Below are 18194 nucleotides of genomic sequence, written 5' to 3'. Positions count from 1 at the left end.
TTCCCTGCAAAAAATCATGCTATTTTGCACTGCACTCAAACCTCCCATGCACATTTGACTTTCTATCATTAATTATGACCTCTATTCGCTTAGCCCATTACTTAGCCCAATGTGGCGTTGCCTCAAGACGCCAAGCGAGCCGCTTGATTGAAGCGGGCCGGGTTCTGTTGAATGGGAACCAGGCAAGCCATACCGATTACATTGATGAGCACAATGCCTCTTCCCTGCGGGTGGATGGCAAGGCTATCGCACCCGAAGCTAAGGCTTATTGGTTATACAACAAACCTATAGGTATAGATTGTCGCCTACTCGCTCAAGATCCAGCAAGCCTGATTCATCAGCTTCCCAGTGCGCCTAGGCTCTACCCCGCCGGCCGTTTGGATAAGGACTCTCGAGGTTTGTTATTGCTCACCAATGATGGTGACTTGACTCATAAACTGATGCACCCCGACTTTTATCACCCTAAAACCTATCATGTACAAGTTAACCAGCCACTCAAAGATGAGGACATCATGGCCCTAAGCACAGGTGTCGCTTACCCCGGTGTGTTAACTCGGCGCTGTGAAGTGCGGCGGTTAGCCGATGATAAGTTCGAGATGATATTGACCCAAGGCTTAAATCGACAAATTAGGCGCATGTGCAAAGCGCTGGGGTATAAGGTCATAGATTTACAGCGCACGGCTATCATGAAGCTTGAGCTGAATTCAAAAGAATTTGAGCAATTGGCTGACAATAAAATGCGGCCCCTGGAGGCCGCAGAACTCATATCGTTACTTTCGATACTCTCATAATCCCTAACTTAGGATTACTTCAGTATCACTTAATGTACGATTTCCATTTCAGCTAATAGGTTATCGGCATTGTCTAAATACTTCATTACCCATAACATGTAACGGCTATCTATCTGGATAGAGCGGTTGTTGCTGTCATTATATGACCAGTCACCTATGATGCTCTCATAAACGCCATCGAACAGCAGACCGACCAATTCAGCGCGACCATTTAAGGTCGGTGAGCCTGAGTTACCGCCAGTGGTATCTAAAGTCGACAGGAAGTTCACTGGCACAGAATCCAATGATTTCACATAGAAATCACCGTACTGCTTAGCCTTAATCAGGTCTAACTGCTTCTGAGGCGCATCGAAAGGATCCATACCTGTATCTTTAGCCAAAATGCCTTCAAGACGAGTAAATGGCACTGCCTTTAAGCCATCTTGTGGCGAGTAACCTTTCACATGCCCCACGCTCACACGCAGGCTGAAGTTAGCATCTGCATACACAGGCTTTCCTAGCTCACGGTTATAAGCGATGATGGCATCCATGTATTGTGGACGCACCTTCATTAAGTCGCCCTCGAGTTGCTTCTTCTCTTGCTCTCTGGCCATATCACTATCAAAAAGTGCCACTGCCATCTTGATAAAAGGATCGTTTGAGGCTTTAAAATCAGCCACAGATTTGTCCATCCAACTTAAGCGTGTGGCTTGTACGCCAAGCTGAGTATTGGCATACATGGCATCTAACGTCTTAGCTAGCTTGTCTTTACTGAAGTTTGCTTCAATACCAAATACCGTGTCTAACGCAGCAATGCGTTTTTCGGCGGGCAATACCGCATAACGGCTTAATAAGTCGAGTAAGACGGCTTTATCGACACTGGCGGCATAACGACGGTCAATGCGCTCCATGCTCGACTTAAAGTTAGTCATATCACGTTCTTGGAAACCTGGCTCACGAGCCGCATCTGCCAAGGTTTTTTCATGAGCTAAACGGTACAAGTCGCGAGCCGTCGTTATCATAGTTGTGTAGCCAATGTAACCCAGTAAGATATCGCGCTCTTGCTTCTGCTGACCTTTTGCCACTAACTCATCAAGCTTGGCTAAGGTGCTGCCATATTGCTGCTGACGTTGTTCATCTTTAGCTATCCACTTAGCTAATTCTGTTTCTATTTTTTGGCGGTCGGCCAGCATGGTCGACTTGCCGTAAAACTCAATCATAGAGGTAAAGTTTTTAGCATAATTGGCTAAACCAGCGATCAAGCTTTCATACTTAATACGTTCGTCACTGCCATCTTTTGCGGTTTCTTTGATGATGTCGATATAACGCTCACGCAGCATCTTGCCTTCTGGGTAAGCCCACTCGAACTGATTTTTCACTTCGCTTGCTGTGCGGTAGCGGTTAGTGCTGCCAGGGTAGCCAGTCACCATCACAAAGTCGCCATCACTCACGCCTTTAGCCGACACTTTAAGGAAGCTCTTGGGCTCATAAGGCACATTGTCTTTGCTGAAATCGGCAGGCTTGCCATTTTTACCCACGTAAGCGCGGTAGAAAGAGAAATCACCCGTGTGACGTGGCCACATCCAGTTATCAATATCACCGCCGTACTTACCTACGCTCGCCGCAGGGTTATACACTAAGCGCACATCACGGATTTCCATTTGCTTGACCAGGTAATACTCGAGACCACCGTGGAAGCTATAGACCTGACAACGGAAACCTGGCTCTTTCTCACATTCGGCAACTAATTCTTTCTCTTTATTTTCAATGCCTTTGTAAAAATCATTACCCGTTTTTTCCATCTCACCGGCTTTCACCTTAGCAGTAACATCGGTGACAGCTTCGGTAACAAAAATGCGCGAACCTGGGGTTGCCGGTAATTCCTCGGCAAAACTTTTAGCCAAGAAACCCTCTTTTAGTAGGTTCTTTTCTGGGGTTGAATTGTATTGGATTGAGCCATAAGCACAGTGATGGTTAGTCACAGCTAGGCCTTTAGGTGACACGAAAGAGGCAGTACAGCCCCCAAGGCTGATGACAGCATTCATTGGGAACTCAGTTAATTTAGAAATCGACTTGGCATCAATTTCTAAGCCTTTAGCCTTTAATTCATCGGCCATGGCTGGCAATTGGTGTGGCTGCCACATGCCTTCATCGGCGTGAACGCCGAAACTTGCCGCGATTGCGACACTAACTAACCATTTTTTCATTATTTCATTCCATTTTAGTGGGGGCGAACATACTATCGAGCGAGTCCCAAAGCCAGTACGAGGCAAACTTGTACCGGTAATCAGGACAAATAAAAAAGTCAGACCTGCATTGAGCATAAGGTCTGACTTTATCATATTGTTTTATGGTAAGAATAGGCTTTGAAAAACTCAGTTACAAAGCAGTTTGAAACGAATTTATAATGCCACCCATAACTGAGCAAAAATTATCGCCAAGCCCACTAAGCCTGTGAGTACCAAGGCAGGCTTGCCACCAGAAACCTGGTAGCCTGCTATTGCTTGTTTACGCTGACCTAGGGCCATGGCGATAGGTAAGAAAATAATCATAATCACCAAGGGGATGGCCGCAAAACCTAACACCTTAACAAAGCCATCTGGGTAGTAAAGTGCACATAACAGTGGCGGCACAAAGGTGATTAGCCAAGTCTGTAATCGTCCGAATAAAGTTGCTTTAGCACGGGTCAACTCAGACACGAAATCAAACAGGCTCATGGTGACCCCAAGGAATGACGTAATAAGCGCTAAATCAGCAAATAAACCGATGAACTTGCTAACAATTTCAGACTCAGCCACCGCCTGCAATGCACTCACCAAGGCCCCAAGAGAGCCATTAAAGCTAGTGATGGTTTCACCGCCTAAGGTGCCCAGAGTGACAGTTAACCACAAGAGGTAACACACAAGTGGCAAGGTTGAGCCTATCAAGAGGACTTTGCGCAGGGTGTTCGCTTCCCCTTCAAGGTAACCCACTAAGGTGGCGATACACACATGAAAGCCAAAAGAGGTGAATACCACAGGTATGGCGGCCATCCACAGATTAACGCCATCGGCATCGAGCACCAACTCAAAGCTCTTCGAGGCTAAGGTGCCCATTTCCACTTCGGGTAATAAAAATAACACCACTAAAATTAACAAGGCCACCATTAACGAAAACAGCAATCTTGAGGCTTTATCTATCAAAGCCACGCCAAAGGCTGCAAAACCACCTAAAAAGACGGTAAATAGCAGCACGGCCATTTGTTTATCTAAGGTGATATCAAAAATCGCCTGGGCCTTGAGTACCAGTAACGAAGCCCCCCCGGTGAGATAGGCGGCGGTGAGTGCAAACAATAAACTGAGAAAGGAGGCGCCCTGAATAAGCTGACCGGTTTTGCCTAAGGTTTTACCCGTGATGGCATGGACATTATCTCCAACACCGGCTTTTAAATTAATTTCTAACATTAACAATGAGGTATATGCAGATATTCCCCAAATTACAAACAAGAGCATTACCGCAGGGACTATCCCAAGAGCCGCTGTCGCTAAGGGCAGCGCCAACATACCTGCGCCAATGGCCGTTCCCGCAACGATGGCGATGGAACCTAAGATCTTCAAATTCACTCGATATTTCCTATTGTTATTCTTTTTAGAAAGCCTTGATGAGCTATTTTTTTATAAACTAATGATTGTTGTCGACAATTATTTGAGTTTCGACATTAGCAGATGCCCACGGCCTCAGGCAAGCATCTCTAACTAAAAGAGTAAGCTTGAATCCCCCCGTTTATTGGTTATAATGCTCGCCTCGTATTTAGGGGAGTAGCTAACCAAGGCCAGATTTTCAATTGCCTTGGGGTGAGTATCAACATACTTGGCCACAGGCCATGGTGCTCACAGTGGTTTCTGAGTTAATGCTTAATTAATAAGACTCAGCGGAAAACCACCCAGCAAGACCTAAGCACGGCGACTGCATCATGGGGTATGCGGCTGCTTGTGCTTAGCTGTCATTTACCCCTGAGATACCGACTTGGACGCTTTCATCACATCCACAATCACAGTTGCTATTGCCGAAATTGGCGATAAAACTCAGCTATTGGCATTATTACTTGCCGCTAGATTCAAAAACAAAACGGCAATTATCAGTGGAATTCTGCTGGCCACCTTATTGAATCATTTTGCCGCCGCTTGGCTTGGACAGTGGTTAATCACTTGGCTTGACCCACAAATCGGCAGCTACCTGATTGCCGCCTCCTTCTTTGCCATGGCGATATGGGTACTGGTGCCCGACAAAATGGATGACGACACCCCAGGCTTTTACCGCTTCGGCGCCTTCGCTGCGACTTTCGTATTGTTTTTCATGGCCGAGATGGGCGATAAAACTCAAATCGCCACAGTGATCTTATCTGCAAGATATGAGTCACTCACTTGGGTGGTGATAGGTACGACCTTAGGCATGTTAATCGCCAATGTACCCGTGGTGATCGCCGGACATTTCAGCGCAGAAAAGCTACCGCTAACCCTCATCCACAGAGGCTGCGCCCTACTGTTTGCCCTGCTCGGCGTTGCGACATTGATTTATTAACAACAAGGCTAGCGAGCATTACTCGCTGGCCTAAACTCGTTTTGGACAAAAGCTTGTTAACTCTAATTTGAGATTTTCGGATAAAAATCTATATAGATTAACGCCACTAGCACGTGCGGCTACGAAATGGAGGCGAAGCCGCAATGCAGTAGGCATCGCCGTGCCTAGTTTTGTTAGCTTTATACACCGTTAGGCAATAGCGCTTGGTTTACATATGTCAATGCTTCTGGAGCCCGCTGTCCGAAATACTCAGGAGCCTTAGTAGGCAACCAAATTTGATGGAAATGATTTTTGAAGTCTTCCATGTACTGCATTGGATATAATCTTGCGGGAAAGACTCGTCCATCCGGAAATTCATGATTGTAATTAGGGAAGTTTTTTGGCTCAACTCCTCGATTTTTTCTCAACCAATTACAGAACATCTTACCTTCAGATGCGTCTGGTAACAGATTTGCAGGCATTGTATAACCTGCACTTTCCAAAGGTGCAATTAAGTTAAAAACCAACTCATTCAACATTGAAAAATGAGTATGTGGGATACGAGTTCGATTCATCATGTACCTTTCAATGTGAACCGGCATAACAGGTTTAGCCGTACCTGTTTGCCATTCATATACCCATTGAGATACCTTGACAGAAAACTTAACAGACAGCCATTGACCAAGGTTGATAGCTAGATAAGGGTGAACCCACGTTCCTTGCTGTTGAGCATTTCCACCTCGAATAATGTGGATTAATTGTTCTTTTGGAAGATTCGTCTGTAAACTAAGTTCTGCGATGAAATCTTGGGTAGATTTTAAAGCATGGTAGTTACCAAATTCCTTACCAACAGATTTACATAAAGCCGTAGCACTTATATATCCATCACTTAAACGCTGAGGAATAATCTCCCCTTCTTCAACTCTTGGTATTAGTTCTAACTGTCCCATTTCTTACTTACTCCATAGTTATTCACAGAAGCTAACGTCTTAGTATTTATGCCTTGCGCTGTTTGCAAGGCATAAATCGCGTGTTGACTCATTCCCAAATATGGCCGATGCCACATCCATGTTATTTGGCCTTTATGCTATAGGAATTTGTTTTTTTGGGGTAGTCGTTTTTTATACTCTTTGAAGGCTAATGGATTGATATCATTTTAACTTTATCACCTTATGCTACTCACTTTAGCTTTGCTCTTTTAACTCATAAAATCAACACGCCTAGCCCTCAAAAGACACTGCAGTGACAGATAACACCCATTACCCTCGAAGTTGCCGAAATATGACGATTAAAATACCGTGCAACCATCAGGGATGATGGTTAAGGCTCGTTAGGCACAGGGATGTGCTGTCGAGCCGTTAGGTATTTTCTTCGTCATATGAGGAACAACAACTTCGCGGGCGGCACAGGGGTGTTCCAAGAGGGGAGAATGCTGTTGTTTTCCCCTCTTGGCCAGTGCAGAGTGGAACCCTGCGACTTTGATCCAAACGAAGTTTGGACATCTTGCAAAAAAGCTTTGGGGCATAAATGATTTATGCTCCGTGGCACATTTTTGGACATAAATGAGCTAGAAAATTTAGACTGAACTTGCCTCAAAAAGCCAGTTGATGACATTCCTGCATACTGGCTTGCCATGGTATTCACTCAACGACACGCCGTAAACTCGTCCATGAGGGCTCGAACATCCCGTCCATGGGATGGACGGTCTTCTCGCAAACACTCATGGTTCACCTTTGTAGCATTCGTGCAATCTGTTAGCTCTTAAAATCTAGTCCCATGCCTATGTTAAGCCTAATAGCACTCTCACAGGTTGCACCAATTACCCTCGAAGTTGCCGATTTATTCACCTAAAAATCCCGTGCAACCATCAGGGCCACTCTCATCCATCCGTAGATTACGTGGCATTCAGGCATCCAGCCTATCAGAAATGGTTAAGGCTCGTTGGGCACATGGATGTGCTGTCGAGCCGTTAGGTATTTTTAGGTGAATATGAGGATCAACAACTTCGCGGGCGGCACAGGGGTGTTCCAAGAGGGGAGAATGCTGTTGTTTTCCCCTCTTGGCCAGTGCAGAGTGGAACCCTGCGACTTTGTTCCAAACAGAGTTTGGACATCTTGTTAGATAAAAATCCATCGCTGAGGACTCGAAAAAACTGTCACTGAAATTTCTGTATACAGGCTAGCCATGGCCCATTTCTTTCATAAAAAGTCTCTCCGACACGCCGATTCCTTATGAGATCAAGAGCCGGCAATAGGGCCGACACTCGCCTCGTATCTCTTAGGTATAGCCGCATGCCTCACCTTTTTAGCATTCTAGTGACCTGTTGACCTTAAGAGAGCACTAAGTCTTAAATGTGGATAACACATTGAATTATGATGATTTATTATTAACAAGAAAGACACCTCGGCTGGCTCATGGCCTATCCTTAATTTGCATGCCGGTGGTGTAGTAATTTGTATTCCAGCCTATAAGTGGCTCATAAATATTCACTTCTACCTCTGTACCAATATGACATGAGGGCTCACAAACAGCTTGTACGAATTGACCGCTCTCAAGCTCCACAGAAGCATATTTGAGTACAGGACCTGCACCACTAGGTCTTGAAATGCTCTGTGAAACGTCTGTTACTGTGCCAATCTGAGTTTCTATGTATAAGCCACGAAAGAACACAAAATCTGAAATTAAGTAAATTACAGCAAGGGCAGCAAGCCATATAGATAGGTATTTAACCCCAATGCGGTGCATCAATTTCAAGACATAGACCGCATCATTTTGCGGCACCTTGTTTGCGTACGATTGTCAGCGTTGTTTGTTTGCAGCTTTTGCAACTGCAACTTGTTACGCTACTAAAACTCCGTAAACTGAATATTCTTGAAAAAATCATCACTGTCTTTTTCTAATGAAGGATATTGGGTATGTGCAAAGTGACGAAGCGAATATTCAATATTTACGCCTACTGTATTCTTTTTGGGATGCTGGCAATTATAGCCAATACTTTCCAAAAACATCGAGGCCTTACCTCCTTGAATTTTTGCATTGGTATCTTTTGATATGGAATGGTATTTCACACAAATAGCCCCATTAAGAGGCGAAAGGTTTTCAGTGTTTTCTTGGTTTTCAAATCGGCCTGTATCTGGGGACGTTGCTCTTGATTCGACAATATATTCTAGGAATTTTTTATCAGAATCTAATGCGGGCAACTGAAATATAGAAACATTTACAACTAGTGATTCATTTTTATTAGCACCTATGCTCCCAAGTGACGACTGGTAGCCTGATGCCGCCATAACCACCCAGCTGCCACTTTGAGGAGGCAGAGTTGTTACACCATAAATGTTAATCGGACTATTAGGGTTTACCACAGGCGCGACAGTCGCACACGAAGTAAGAAGTAGGCTTGATAATACTATTATTATTTTCAACACTAAGCGTTCCTCAATAGCATAACCGCTTATAAACCCGAATTTCGGAAACCACCCTAAGGCACTTCCTTAATATTCGACTCGTTTACGCTTAAATTATTATTAATTTTAGCAACTTATCAGCTAGTACAAAATTTATCAATCCCTTAAACGCTGGTTGCTCTTTATTGGAATTAGAAATCAAACATAGAGGCTTTTTACGTTGGATTGCTGACAAGTTCGTCTCGCCTTCTCAGTGTTATTTTTCCCCGAAGCTTAAGACATGGACGTTCAACAATGTAGTGAAGTATCGCTCCAGCCATAATCGCTGCACAGCCGTAGACAATGAATGCCAAAAACCCCCTATCTAATAGAAGATCTCCCCATTGTTGCTGCACGAGGTGATAAGTCGCTTTATGCATGAGGTACAAGCTATAGGAAATAGCCGCAAACCAACCGGTAAACGGTACCTTATAACGTCCAATAACACTATCACGACCCGCGCCAGCAAATACAATCAACCCAAGTCCAAAAGCAAGAATAGGCCAACCAATCGAGTTTGCTATAAGACCAACACGGTTTTGAAAGATCCAAAAAGCAAGGGACATAACTGCAATACCAGCGATAAGACTATAGTTTGCGTAACGTCTTGCACGTTCCCATGACTGTGGGCGCATAACTTTCCATGCCGCAAGCATCACCCCACAGAGCAAACCATCTAGCCTATTCCATGTTGGATAATAAATATCTTCAACAAACCAGTTTCGAATGAAAGAAGGGTCAGAATCCATTCCATGCTGCCAAATTACGGCGCGAAGTATCACACCAGCAACAATGACCATAGTGACGAATAAAACAAATTTCAACATGCTGGGACGCCGAAAAAAGATGACGGCTAAAAGCGGAAAAAACAAATAAAAATGCTCTTCGACACAGAGGGACCAAGCATGAGAAAAAGCAGCATTAGCTCTATAATCTATGCTCACATTTGTGATAAAAGTCAAAAATTTCCAGCCTGATTCCATGCCCGCCTCTTCTCGGAAGGATGGCCACAGTAAATACAATAAGAGCACAGCCCAGTAAGCAGGAAGAATACGGAAAGCCCGGCGTAGGTAGAAATCACTGAAAGACAATTTTTTGCCTCGCGCTAGAGGCGTTAACACCTGAATGCCGATAAGGAACCCGCTGAGCACAAAAAACAAATCAACCCCCATCCAACCAAATCGAGAAAGCCACGACCAGTCTGGCCCAAGACCTCCCAATAAAAAGGAGTGAAAAAGCATCACCCAGATAATGGCGATGGTCCGGAGAAGATCAAGACCTGGCAATCGCTCTGAATTGTTTATTCTGGTTGGCATTTTTATTATTCGCTTCTTTCAAAGAGGGAAATATGGTTCGCTGGCAAAACGGGGGGTAACGAGCCGATAAGAGCAACAAATATATCCTGCAATATATTGTAAAACAAGGATTTTTACCGTCGATAATTCAAATGCTTTCTCAGCAGTTGTCAATATTCCAAACTTCATACTGACATTTCCCACGCCCATGTGGGTCAGATGTCAAAAAGCGGCCATGGACGGGTCGGCTCGCAAATCACCATGGTTCATCTTTTTAACCCCAGTGTTGCTCTTCAGATCTCAAGGGCTAACAACACTAAGCCTTGAACTAACACCTCACTCACAGATTGCCCCCCTCGAAGTTGCCGACGACAGCATGAATGCAGGAAGTAGAACGAAGCAGGATGCCCCGGCGCAGAATAAAGCGAATAAACCATCAGTAGACATTCGAGCTCTCCTTAAAACCTAATAATCTATTCATCAGATATCTCGTATACCCATAAAGCAGATCCAGTCAAAGTAAATTCGGCCTCATCCCAAAAACTGAACTGCAATATAAAGCAATAACATAATAACGGCGACCATATAGCCAATCTGCGACACTCGTCGCAGATAACGCTTGCCATACTGCGACCAATGTCGCAGTATATGGTCATTCATTATCTATCCCTGAACCAGTATGCAACAGCCAACCGCTCCTGAACTGGAAATTCTCAAACTCCTGTGGCAAAAACAACCGCTAACAGCCCGTGAACTCCATGATGAACTGGAGCTAGTATTAGGCTGGGGTTATTCATCCACCCGCAAAACCCTGGAGCGCATGGGCGAGAAAGGCTTTGTGGCGGTGCAAGTGCAAGGCAATAAGAATATTTACTGTGCGACACTGGATAAGATGACCACCCTAGCCAGTTTCGCCCAAGATTTTGCCAAACGGATCTTTGAGCTCGATGGCCCATTGCCTGTGGCTATGTTTGCCGACAGCAAACTGGTTAATGCCGATGAAATCGCCGATTTAGAGCTGATGTTATCTAAGCTTGCCGGCGCGCAAGAAAACAAGCCTGACGATCCACAGGAGCACTGAAAATGTTAAGCCTGCTGTTTGCGCTTTCAGCGTTTACCTTGTGGACCAGCTTGCTGACTGGGGGGCTAATTTTGGCTCAGCGCCGAAACCCTTCTCTGCTCCCCTGGCCTGCCTTTTACTGGTGGCTATTGCTGCTGGCGACTGTGCCTTTGTGGCCACTGTGGCACTGGCCAGTTGCAGTACAGCTACCCAATACCTTATGGCTGGATGCGACCCAGCAGTTAGAACAATTGACCGTCACGGCGCAGCACCCAGCACTTATCGACACACAGCCCTTGGAAGCACTGTGGCAAACCCTGTTCGCTGTGATTGTGCTAGGAGCATGTTGCCAATGGCTGCGGCTCGCACGCCAATACTGGCAATTACTCAAGCTATATCGACAAGCCCAGCCCGTGTGTCCGTCAGAGCTGTTCGAACATGACCTTTCGCAGCCCAAGCAATGGCAGCCAGAGCACTTATATCCAGGCCAATTGCAGACCAATCAATCCTCGCCAGAGCTCGACCCGCGCCTTTTCAAGATGCAAATCCGCCAACATGGATTGGCTATCTCTCCTTTTATTTTCGGCGCGCGGCAAGCGGTATTAATGCTGCCGGCGTATTACTGGCAATTTAGCAATCAACAGCGCGCTTTGCTGCTGGCTCATGAGCTGCAACATTGGCAGCGCCGCGATCCCTGGCAGTTGTTATGCTGGCGCATCATCATTGCCACGGCTTGGTTTAATCCGGCGCTAGGTTACTTAGAAAGACGCTTTTGCCAGTCTATGGAGCTTACCGTTGACAGACAAGTGCTCGCAGCTAAGCCTAAGCTGGCACTCTTGTATGGGCAGACACTCATTAGCAGTCTAAAACTGTGCCAACAACAGGCCACTCCCGGGTTTGCCCATTTCATTCAAGCCCAAAATGATCTGGGATACCGGCATCGACTGGCGGCCTTGTTTCAACCCCAAAGCCACAGCCCGCGCTTGCCACTCTGGCTGCCACTGATGGTGTTGAGTCTGGCAATACTGCTAAATATCGGTTGCAGTGCACTGCAAGGGCAAGCAGCTCTGCCTGACAAATGGCAGCTGCCAGTCATGCAGGCACAAGTGAACTCGGCTTTTGGTACTGTGAGCCCCTTACGGCAGAACAGGCCACATCAGGGTATTGATTTTGCGGGGAGCTTAGGCGAACCGGTATTTGCTAGCCAAGATGGGCTAGTGCTCATAGCCAACGATTACAGCCTGAATTCACGCTATGGCAATACCATACTGATTGACCATGGCCATGGCTATCAGACCTTGTACGCCCATCTCGATGCATTTTCGGTGCAATCTGGAGATAAAGTGCGGGCCGGTCAGCAGATTGGTGCCGTAGGCGCGAGCGGCTTTGCCACAGGTCCACATTTACACTTTGAGTTGCTGCAAAAGGGGCAACAACTTGACCCCACACACAAGCTGCAATTGAGCCTATAGCTTTTAACATGGTTTCACATAGTTTTTCGAACAGTTTCACATAGCTTTTAACATAGTTTTTTGGAAGTACGGCACCTAGATGTGCTGGCAAATTTTGGTTTGGTCGGAGTAAGTTGATGGGCTTTTTTTGCAAGCAGCGCTGGCTGCTAATATTACTGTGTTGTAGTTATCAACTGCATGCCACCCCTGCCAAGCTTACTGAGCAGCAATTGCTGGCGGCATTTGACCAAGAATTTACCCAAAAACTCAGTCATGCCAAAGTACCGGGTGGGGCTTATGCGATCGTGAAAAATGATCAGATAGTCAAAATGGGCAGTTATGGGGTGCGGGCAGTGGTCGATAACGCCCGCATCGATGCCGATACCGTATTCAGGTTAGCATCGGTTTCCAAAACCTTTACCGGTATGTCTTTAGTACAGGCAGAGGCCCAGCAACAACTCGAGTTGCTAAAGCCGTTAACCCATTATGTTCCTGGGCTTAAATTACGTACGCAGTCACTGTCACAAAGCCTAACGCTCAAGCAAGTCTTGTCCCAAAGCAGTGGCTTTGTCCCTCATGCGTTTGAAAATTTGATTGAAGCGGATCAAACACCAGCGCAAATTATCCCCAGGCTAAAAGAACTCAGCCCCATTTGTAAAGTCGGCACTTGTTACAGTTATCAGAATGTGTTTTTTGGTTTGCTGGGCGATGCGCTAGAGCGTGCAACCGGTCTGCCTTATGCCGATTTGCTAAGCCAGCGCCTGTTTACCCCACTGGGGATGCAGACCGCATCGGTTGGCTTGACGCCTTTATTGGCGTCACGTAATAAAGCCATGCCACATAGACGTAGCGGCCAAGGCTGGCGAATGATGAACCCCAAAGCTAATTTTTACCGTTTGGGGGCGGCCGCAGGCGTCAATGCCAGCGCCCGTGATTTGGCCATTTACCTGCAGGCCATGTTAGGGCAGCAGCCTAATGTGGTGCCTGGATCACTGTTAGCCCAACTGCAACAACCTTTAACCCGCCTGCCCAGAAAGCCACGCTGGCCCCTGTGGCAACAATTTAAACAGGTCAGCGAATGGTATGGCCTGGGCTGGCGTATGGTGCAATATGACGGCCAGTTCTTGTATTACCATGCCGGCGTGGTTGACGGCTATCGTCCTTATATCGCTTATTCACCGCAAACGGGTTATGGATTAGTCCTGCTCACCAACGCCGAAGCCGATGTCACCGGACCTTTGGCCAGCTGGTTCTGGCAGCAAGTGTTATAACCAGTAAAAGAATGGCACGTTTGAAGCAGAACACGATTTAACCCACATTTATCGAGGTGAGCTAAATCTTGCCATTCCCCCTAAGTAAATGCATTTATTCGCTACTCTTTCGACCTTGGATCGGGAACGTCGCTAACAGCTCCATCGCCTGCTCATTACAATACTCAAGCGATTGACTCATATCACTTGATTCAATGCCTAAATCATCCAAAATTGCCTTATCGATTAACGCCTCCTTTGCATACAAGCCTGGATCGGCGTTAATCACGGCTAAACGTGAAGCCATATAAAGTAATTTGCTATTGTCAGGCAAGGGCTCATGCTCTGCACCATTGAACTCGGCAATGGGCTGTATGATGCTATCAGGTAAGTCCCAAAGCTTGAGTAATTCTGTGGTGCAATCTGCAAAGGTGAAACCAAACACTTGGTTTTGGCGAAACCAAGGCGTCTCATCGCGATCATAGCCCTCACAATATCTGACTTTAGCAGGCTCGCTGCTGATCATGGCCAACATCCCCAAGTTATGAAATAGCCCGGATAAAAAAATGTTGTCTGTATTGGGGATTTGTTTATTTTTTGCAAAATACTGACAAATCAAGGCGCAATCTACACTGATCTCCCAGAATTTATCCATATCTACAACGTTTGGATCTAGGTTAGAAAATGCCGCAGTAATCCCATAAGCATTCACTAGCTTTTTTACTTCCTTTATACCCAGTATGGTTAATGCTTTAGACAGGCTGTCTATCTTTCTTGGCATACTGAACATAGCACTATTGGCGATTTTCAAAATCGATGCGGCGATAGCAGGCTCATAGGCTATGGCATCGGCCAATTGCTCCAAACTGCAACCATCACTGGATAACATTCGATTCAACGTAATATAAACATCAGATAACGCACATAATTCTTGCGTTTTCTTAGCGTAATAAAGCGGTGACGTAGACATTCAATGCACCTTGTACGAATAGGGAATACTAATCATAGTTTACGAGTTGAATTGTTCAATGCGATTGAAGAAGAGTGTACGAATAGGACACAGTTTGCCACAGCTATTGATAGCTTCTCATTGGAGAGCAGAAATGAAATTACCTGAACTAGATGAAATGCGTGTTATCCCGCTTTTAACGCTGCATTCCACGCTAACCATGAGATAGACCGCCCTGGAAATACAATGTTAGAAAAAGGCCAGTCGCTGGATAGCCAGCTAAGAACGGCCCCATAAAGCGCGTTATCTAAAGCCAAGCTATCATCACGGATCCATAAATAAACGTCACAATCGTAATCATGTGATTGACTCGGGTCGATATAAACGGAGCCAAGGCATTTGGTTTTGCTGTTATTAAAAACTGAATAAGCAAATGCCTTTCTAGATCTAAATTCTTGTTGGTGGATTTTTAGACTTTCGACATTTTCTGCTAATGTCATATCAACTTTAGGCCACTTTGAACCTAAACCAAAAACCCCTTGCAGTCTTTTTTGGCTAGACATCACAGCCTCAAAATCTAATGCTGCAATTGACTCTTCTAGCATTCTAAAGTGGAAATGCTCAGTATCCAGTGACGTCGGAACAACAAACGCCTCATCGATGAAATTAGAGGGCATACAAGGCCTACCTGCGGTATTTTTCAAAATAGCCACCAGCAAACATCACTTACAGTCATTTTTCCAACACTCAATAATCGCTACGCCTTTAGCTTTCAGTAAGTCTGGGATGGCTTGCTCGCCGACTAGATGCCCTGCACCTATGACAATAAACAGCTGGTCCTTGTTGGCTTCGAACAACTCGATGATTTTAGCTGTCATGGTATGGTTGCGGCGCCACAATAACTCTGTCACTAGCTCTGGTGCGTCATCGGCTTGTTCTGACATGATGTCAGCGAGCGCCTTACTGTCCCCTGCTCGCCAGGCGTGGATTAACGCCAGCATTTCCACGTCTTCGGCTGCTATTGCTTCGTCTAACATCAGCTGCTGAGTCTTAGGTTTAAATGATGAGATAAGCTCAAATTGAAATGCCACACTCTCTAATTCCAGTAATGGCCGTGCGCCCTTCTTAGCCACCCAATAACTGTCGACACCAAAGTCGGCCTGATAGCCTAAACTGCCAAAACGATACAGGCTGATTTGCGCCGCCTTAAGCCAAGGGGCATAACCCGAAAGCGCCTGACATAAAGCGCCATTGTTAACACAATATTGGTGCAGGGCATTGCTGCTGGAGGTGTTTTCGCCGATTTGACTCATGCCATAACGCTTAAGTAAGGCTGGCACATTGGCTTTGGCGATATCGGCCTCGACCACTAAGGCCTTAGCCTCACTGAAGGCTTGTTCGATTTGCGCCGGCATAGGGTAAAAATCGCCACGGCCTATGTGGATAGAGCCTAATAAATAAGCCTGCTTGCCTTGGTATTGGATTTTATAAAACGGCGGTCTGTCAGATTCGGCGCTTTGAGCGTTAAAACTTGCCAGTAGCACACTTAACACCAACAGGCTTAACACTAACAGGCTTAACAGCATTAGCGGATTAACATATCCGGCTCTCGCCTGAGCCTTGTTGAACTTATTGGCCTTATTGGCATGAATTAGTCCATCTATGGCGGTTTTCCTCACGCTTTGACTTGTTGTCACCTTGGCATCACCTTATAATTTCAGATTATCGAGCCTATTCAAGAATGAGACTATCATGCCGTACACTAAGGTCATCCAGCAACTAAAAGAAAATCTTCAAACCGCCTATCGCCAAGCCATAGACTCAGACGTGAAGTTGGATGAATTACAAAAGGCTGGCCACGGTAAGTTTTCTGCTATTTTCGCTCAAGATCAGGGTTTTGAAACCCAAAGCAATCGCTTCCTCCCCTATGTGCAAGAACTGGCTAACGAATTAGAGACATTCCAAGGCAGCACCCACATTCCCCCAGAGGCATTAGAAGCCCATGTCATCAAGCTAGGTGTGCTGTTGCAAACCCTACAAACCTTTAAGGAAAACAGCAAATAACAAATAGCTATGACGCAGGAATTATGCATCGGCCCTAGCCTCAACTGTGGGGCTTTTATTGTTAACGTCGAGATTGCCAACACTTAAGAGAGCATTGAGCCCCCTAGCCTGTTAAATAAACCTGCCCCACCTTGATCCAGCTCGTTTCACATACCGCTACACTCCAGATTAATTTGAATTAGTGATCCCGAACCGATAAATAATTGCTTTTGTGTTCTATAGTAAATTCATAGACTTGTTGACACAGGAAGACAATAGCAGGGATGACGCAAGCAAAATTTGAGATCCAGATGCAGCAAACTGATTGCCATATCGCACTGCGCGGTGATTGGCAGCTAGGCCATGCGCTGGACGCAGATTCAATATGCGCCGCCATTCCAAGCCAGAGTCGCTCTGTCATCATAGACACTCAAGCCCTCGGCTTATGGGACTCCAGCTTAGCCGTCGCCCTACTGCAATTAAGCCGCTGGTGTGAACAAGCTGAATTACCCTTAAGCCTTGATGCCTGCCCACCAAGCTTGCAGCAGTTATTGAAGCTTGCGACCGAAGTTCCCAGTAATCAAACCCAAAGCCAAGCTCAGTTAAGCCTCAAACAGAAACTGCGGGCAAACCTTACAGAACAAGGGCAAGGGGTGTATGACAGCCTGTTATTTTTAGGCAACAGTGTGCTCGCCATTAGTCATTGGCTCAGGGGTAAGGCGAAAACCCGTGCGAGCGATATCATCTTTTTTATCGAGCAAGCCGGGCCCCAAGGCTTAGCCATAGTGACCTTAATCAGCCTGCTGGTTGGCATGATCCTCGCTTATTTAGGCTCAGTACAGTTACGCCAATTAGGCGCCCAAGTGTACGTTGCCGACTTAGTTGCCATCGGCATGGTCCGTGAAATGGGCCCGCTGATGACGGCGGTTATCATGGCCGGGCGCACCGGCGCCGCTTATGCCGCCCAGCTGGGCACAATGCAAGCCAATGAAGAAGTGGATGCCCTTAGCGTCATGGGGATTTCGGCCATGGAGTTTTTAGTGGTGCCAAGGCTTGTGGCGCTGGTATTTATCATGCCCTTGATGTGCATCTACTCAGATGCCATTGGCATCATAGGCGGCGGCATAGTCGCCAATGGCATGGGGGTAAGCGCCACTCAATATCTGCTGCAAGCTCAAGTGGCTGTGGACTGGCTTGATATCACAACAGGACTAGTTAAAAGCTTGATTTTTGGGATATTGATTGCCATTGCCGGCTGTCAGGCAGGCCTTGCCTGTGGCCGCAACTCCAATGCCGTGGGTGTGGCTACCACTAAGGCTGTGGTGAAGGCCATTGTCTTCTTAGTGGTATCCGATGCCGCCTTGAATATCTTATACGATAAGCTTGGGATCTAG

General features: G+C 46.1%; 16 protein-coding genes. 7 read left to right on the top strand and 9 right to left on the bottom strand.

The features are described from left to right. Positions 1–83: 83 nt before the first annotated feature. On the top strand, positions 84–791 hold the full coding sequence (locus SDEN_RS03565; protein ID WP_041406018.1) for a 23S rRNA pseudouridine(2604) synthase RluF: 708 nt from the start codon (positions 84–86) through the stop codon (positions 789–791). Positions 792–820: 29 nt separating this feature from the next. Here SDEN_RS03565 and SDEN_RS03560 read toward each other — a convergent pair whose 3' ends face one another. Together SDEN_RS03560 and SDEN_RS03555 are read right to left on the bottom strand one after the other, a co-directional pair. Further along, entirely contained in the window at positions 821–2977 is a 2157-nt protein-coding gene (locus SDEN_RS03560) for a S46 family peptidase (RefSeq protein WP_011495139.1), read from the bottom strand. A gap of 195 nt (positions 2978–3172) precedes the next feature. Beyond that, the gene (locus SDEN_RS03555; RefSeq protein ID WP_011495138.1) at positions 3173–4372 is read right to left on the bottom strand and encodes an aromatic amino acid transport family protein; all 1200 of its coding nucleotides are present in this window, start codon (positions 4370–4372) and stop codon (positions 3173–3175) included. 403 nt (positions 4373–4775) lie between these two features. On the opposite strand from SDEN_RS03555, the gene SDEN_RS03550 reads away from it, so the two are divergent. Further along, on the top strand, positions 4776–5330 hold the full coding sequence (locus SDEN_RS03550; protein ID WP_011495137.1) for a TMEM165/GDT1 family protein: 555 nt from the start codon (positions 4776–4778) through the stop codon (positions 5328–5330). Positions 5331–5509: 179 nt separating this feature from the next. On the opposite strand, the gene SDEN_RS03545 is transcribed toward SDEN_RS03550, so the two are convergent. From SDEN_RS03545 to SDEN_RS03530, 4 genes are all read right to left on the bottom strand, one after another. After that, positions 5510–6259, bottom strand: a complete 750-nt coding sequence (locus SDEN_RS03545; RefSeq protein WP_011495136.1) for a KilA-N domain-containing protein — start codon at positions 6257–6259, stop codon at positions 5510–5512. A 1462-nt stretch (positions 6260–7721) separates the two neighbouring features. Continuing rightward, positions 7722–8090: a hypothetical protein gene (locus SDEN_RS03540; protein ID WP_011495135.1), complete on the bottom strand. Its 369-nt coding sequence runs from the start codon at positions 8088–8090 to the stop codon at positions 7722–7724. A gap of 65 nt (positions 8091–8155) precedes the next feature. Beyond that, the gene (locus SDEN_RS03535) at positions 8156–8734 is read right to left on the bottom strand and encodes a hypothetical protein (protein WP_011495134.1); all 579 of its coding nucleotides are present in this window, start codon (positions 8732–8734) and stop codon (positions 8156–8158) included. A 194-nt stretch (positions 8735–8928) separates the two neighbouring features. After that, the gene (locus tag SDEN_RS03530) at positions 8929–10068 is read right to left on the bottom strand and encodes an acyltransferase family protein (RefSeq protein WP_011495133.1); all 1140 of its coding nucleotides are present in this window, start codon (positions 10066–10068) and stop codon (positions 8929–8931) included. A 658-nt stretch (positions 10069–10726) separates the two neighbouring features. Here SDEN_RS03530 and SDEN_RS03520 point away from each other — a divergent pair. From SDEN_RS03520 to SDEN_RS03510, 3 genes are all read left to right on the top strand, one after another. Then, positions 10727–11128, top strand: coding sequence for a BlaI/MecI/CopY family transcriptional regulator (locus tag SDEN_RS03520; protein WP_011495132.1), 402 nt, complete (start codon positions 10727–10729; stop codon positions 11126–11128). Positions 11129–11130: 2 nt separating this feature from the next. Continuing rightward, a complete protein-coding gene (locus SDEN_RS19730) occupies positions 11131–12579 on the top strand; it encodes a M23/M56 family metallopeptidase (RefSeq protein WP_011495131.1) in 1449 nt (482 codons plus the stop codon). Positions 12580–12695: 116 nt separating this feature from the next. Continuing rightward, positions 12696–13829, top strand: coding sequence for a serine hydrolase domain-containing protein (locus SDEN_RS03510; RefSeq protein ID WP_011495130.1), 1134 nt, complete (start codon positions 12696–12698; stop codon positions 13827–13829). A gap of 94 nt (positions 13830–13923) precedes the next feature. On the opposite strand, the gene SDEN_RS03505 is transcribed toward SDEN_RS03510, so the two are convergent. From SDEN_RS03505 to SDEN_RS03495, 3 genes are all read right to left on the bottom strand, one after another. Beyond that, positions 13924–14778: an HDOD domain-containing protein gene (locus tag SDEN_RS03505; protein ID WP_011495129.1), complete on the bottom strand. Its 855-nt coding sequence runs from the start codon at positions 14776–14778 to the stop codon at positions 13924–13926. Between the two features lie 164 nt (positions 14779–14942). Next, the gene (locus SDEN_RS03500) at positions 14943–15434 is read right to left on the bottom strand and encodes a hypothetical protein (protein ID WP_011495128.1); all 492 of its coding nucleotides are present in this window, start codon (positions 15432–15434) and stop codon (positions 14943–14945) included. A 45-nt stretch (positions 15435–15479) separates the two neighbouring features. Next, complete coding sequence (locus SDEN_RS03495) at positions 15480–16454, bottom strand: TraB/GumN family protein (RefSeq protein ID WP_011495127.1); 975 nt, start codon at positions 16452–16454, stop codon at positions 15480–15482. A gap of 55 nt (positions 16455–16509) precedes the next feature. Between SDEN_RS03495 and SDEN_RS03490 the strand changes: the two genes are divergently transcribed. Next, complete coding sequence (locus tag SDEN_RS03490) at positions 16510–16821, top strand: hypothetical protein (protein WP_011495126.1); 312 nt, start codon at positions 16510–16512, stop codon at positions 16819–16821. Between the two features lie 263 nt (positions 16822–17084). Further along, positions 17085–18194 (top strand): ABC transporter permease, encoded by a 1110-nt coding sequence (locus SDEN_RS03485; RefSeq protein WP_011495125.1) that lies wholly within the window; start codon positions 17085–17087, stop codon positions 18192–18194.

It is taken from the genome of Shewanella denitrificans OS217, from assembly GCF_000013765.1.
Taxonomy (GTDB): domain Bacteria; phylum Pseudomonadota; class Gammaproteobacteria; order Enterobacterales; family Shewanellaceae; genus Shewanella; species Shewanella denitrificans.
The sequence above is the reverse complement of the archived record's forward strand: the minus strand, read 5'-3'. Positions and strand labels throughout refer to the sequence as shown.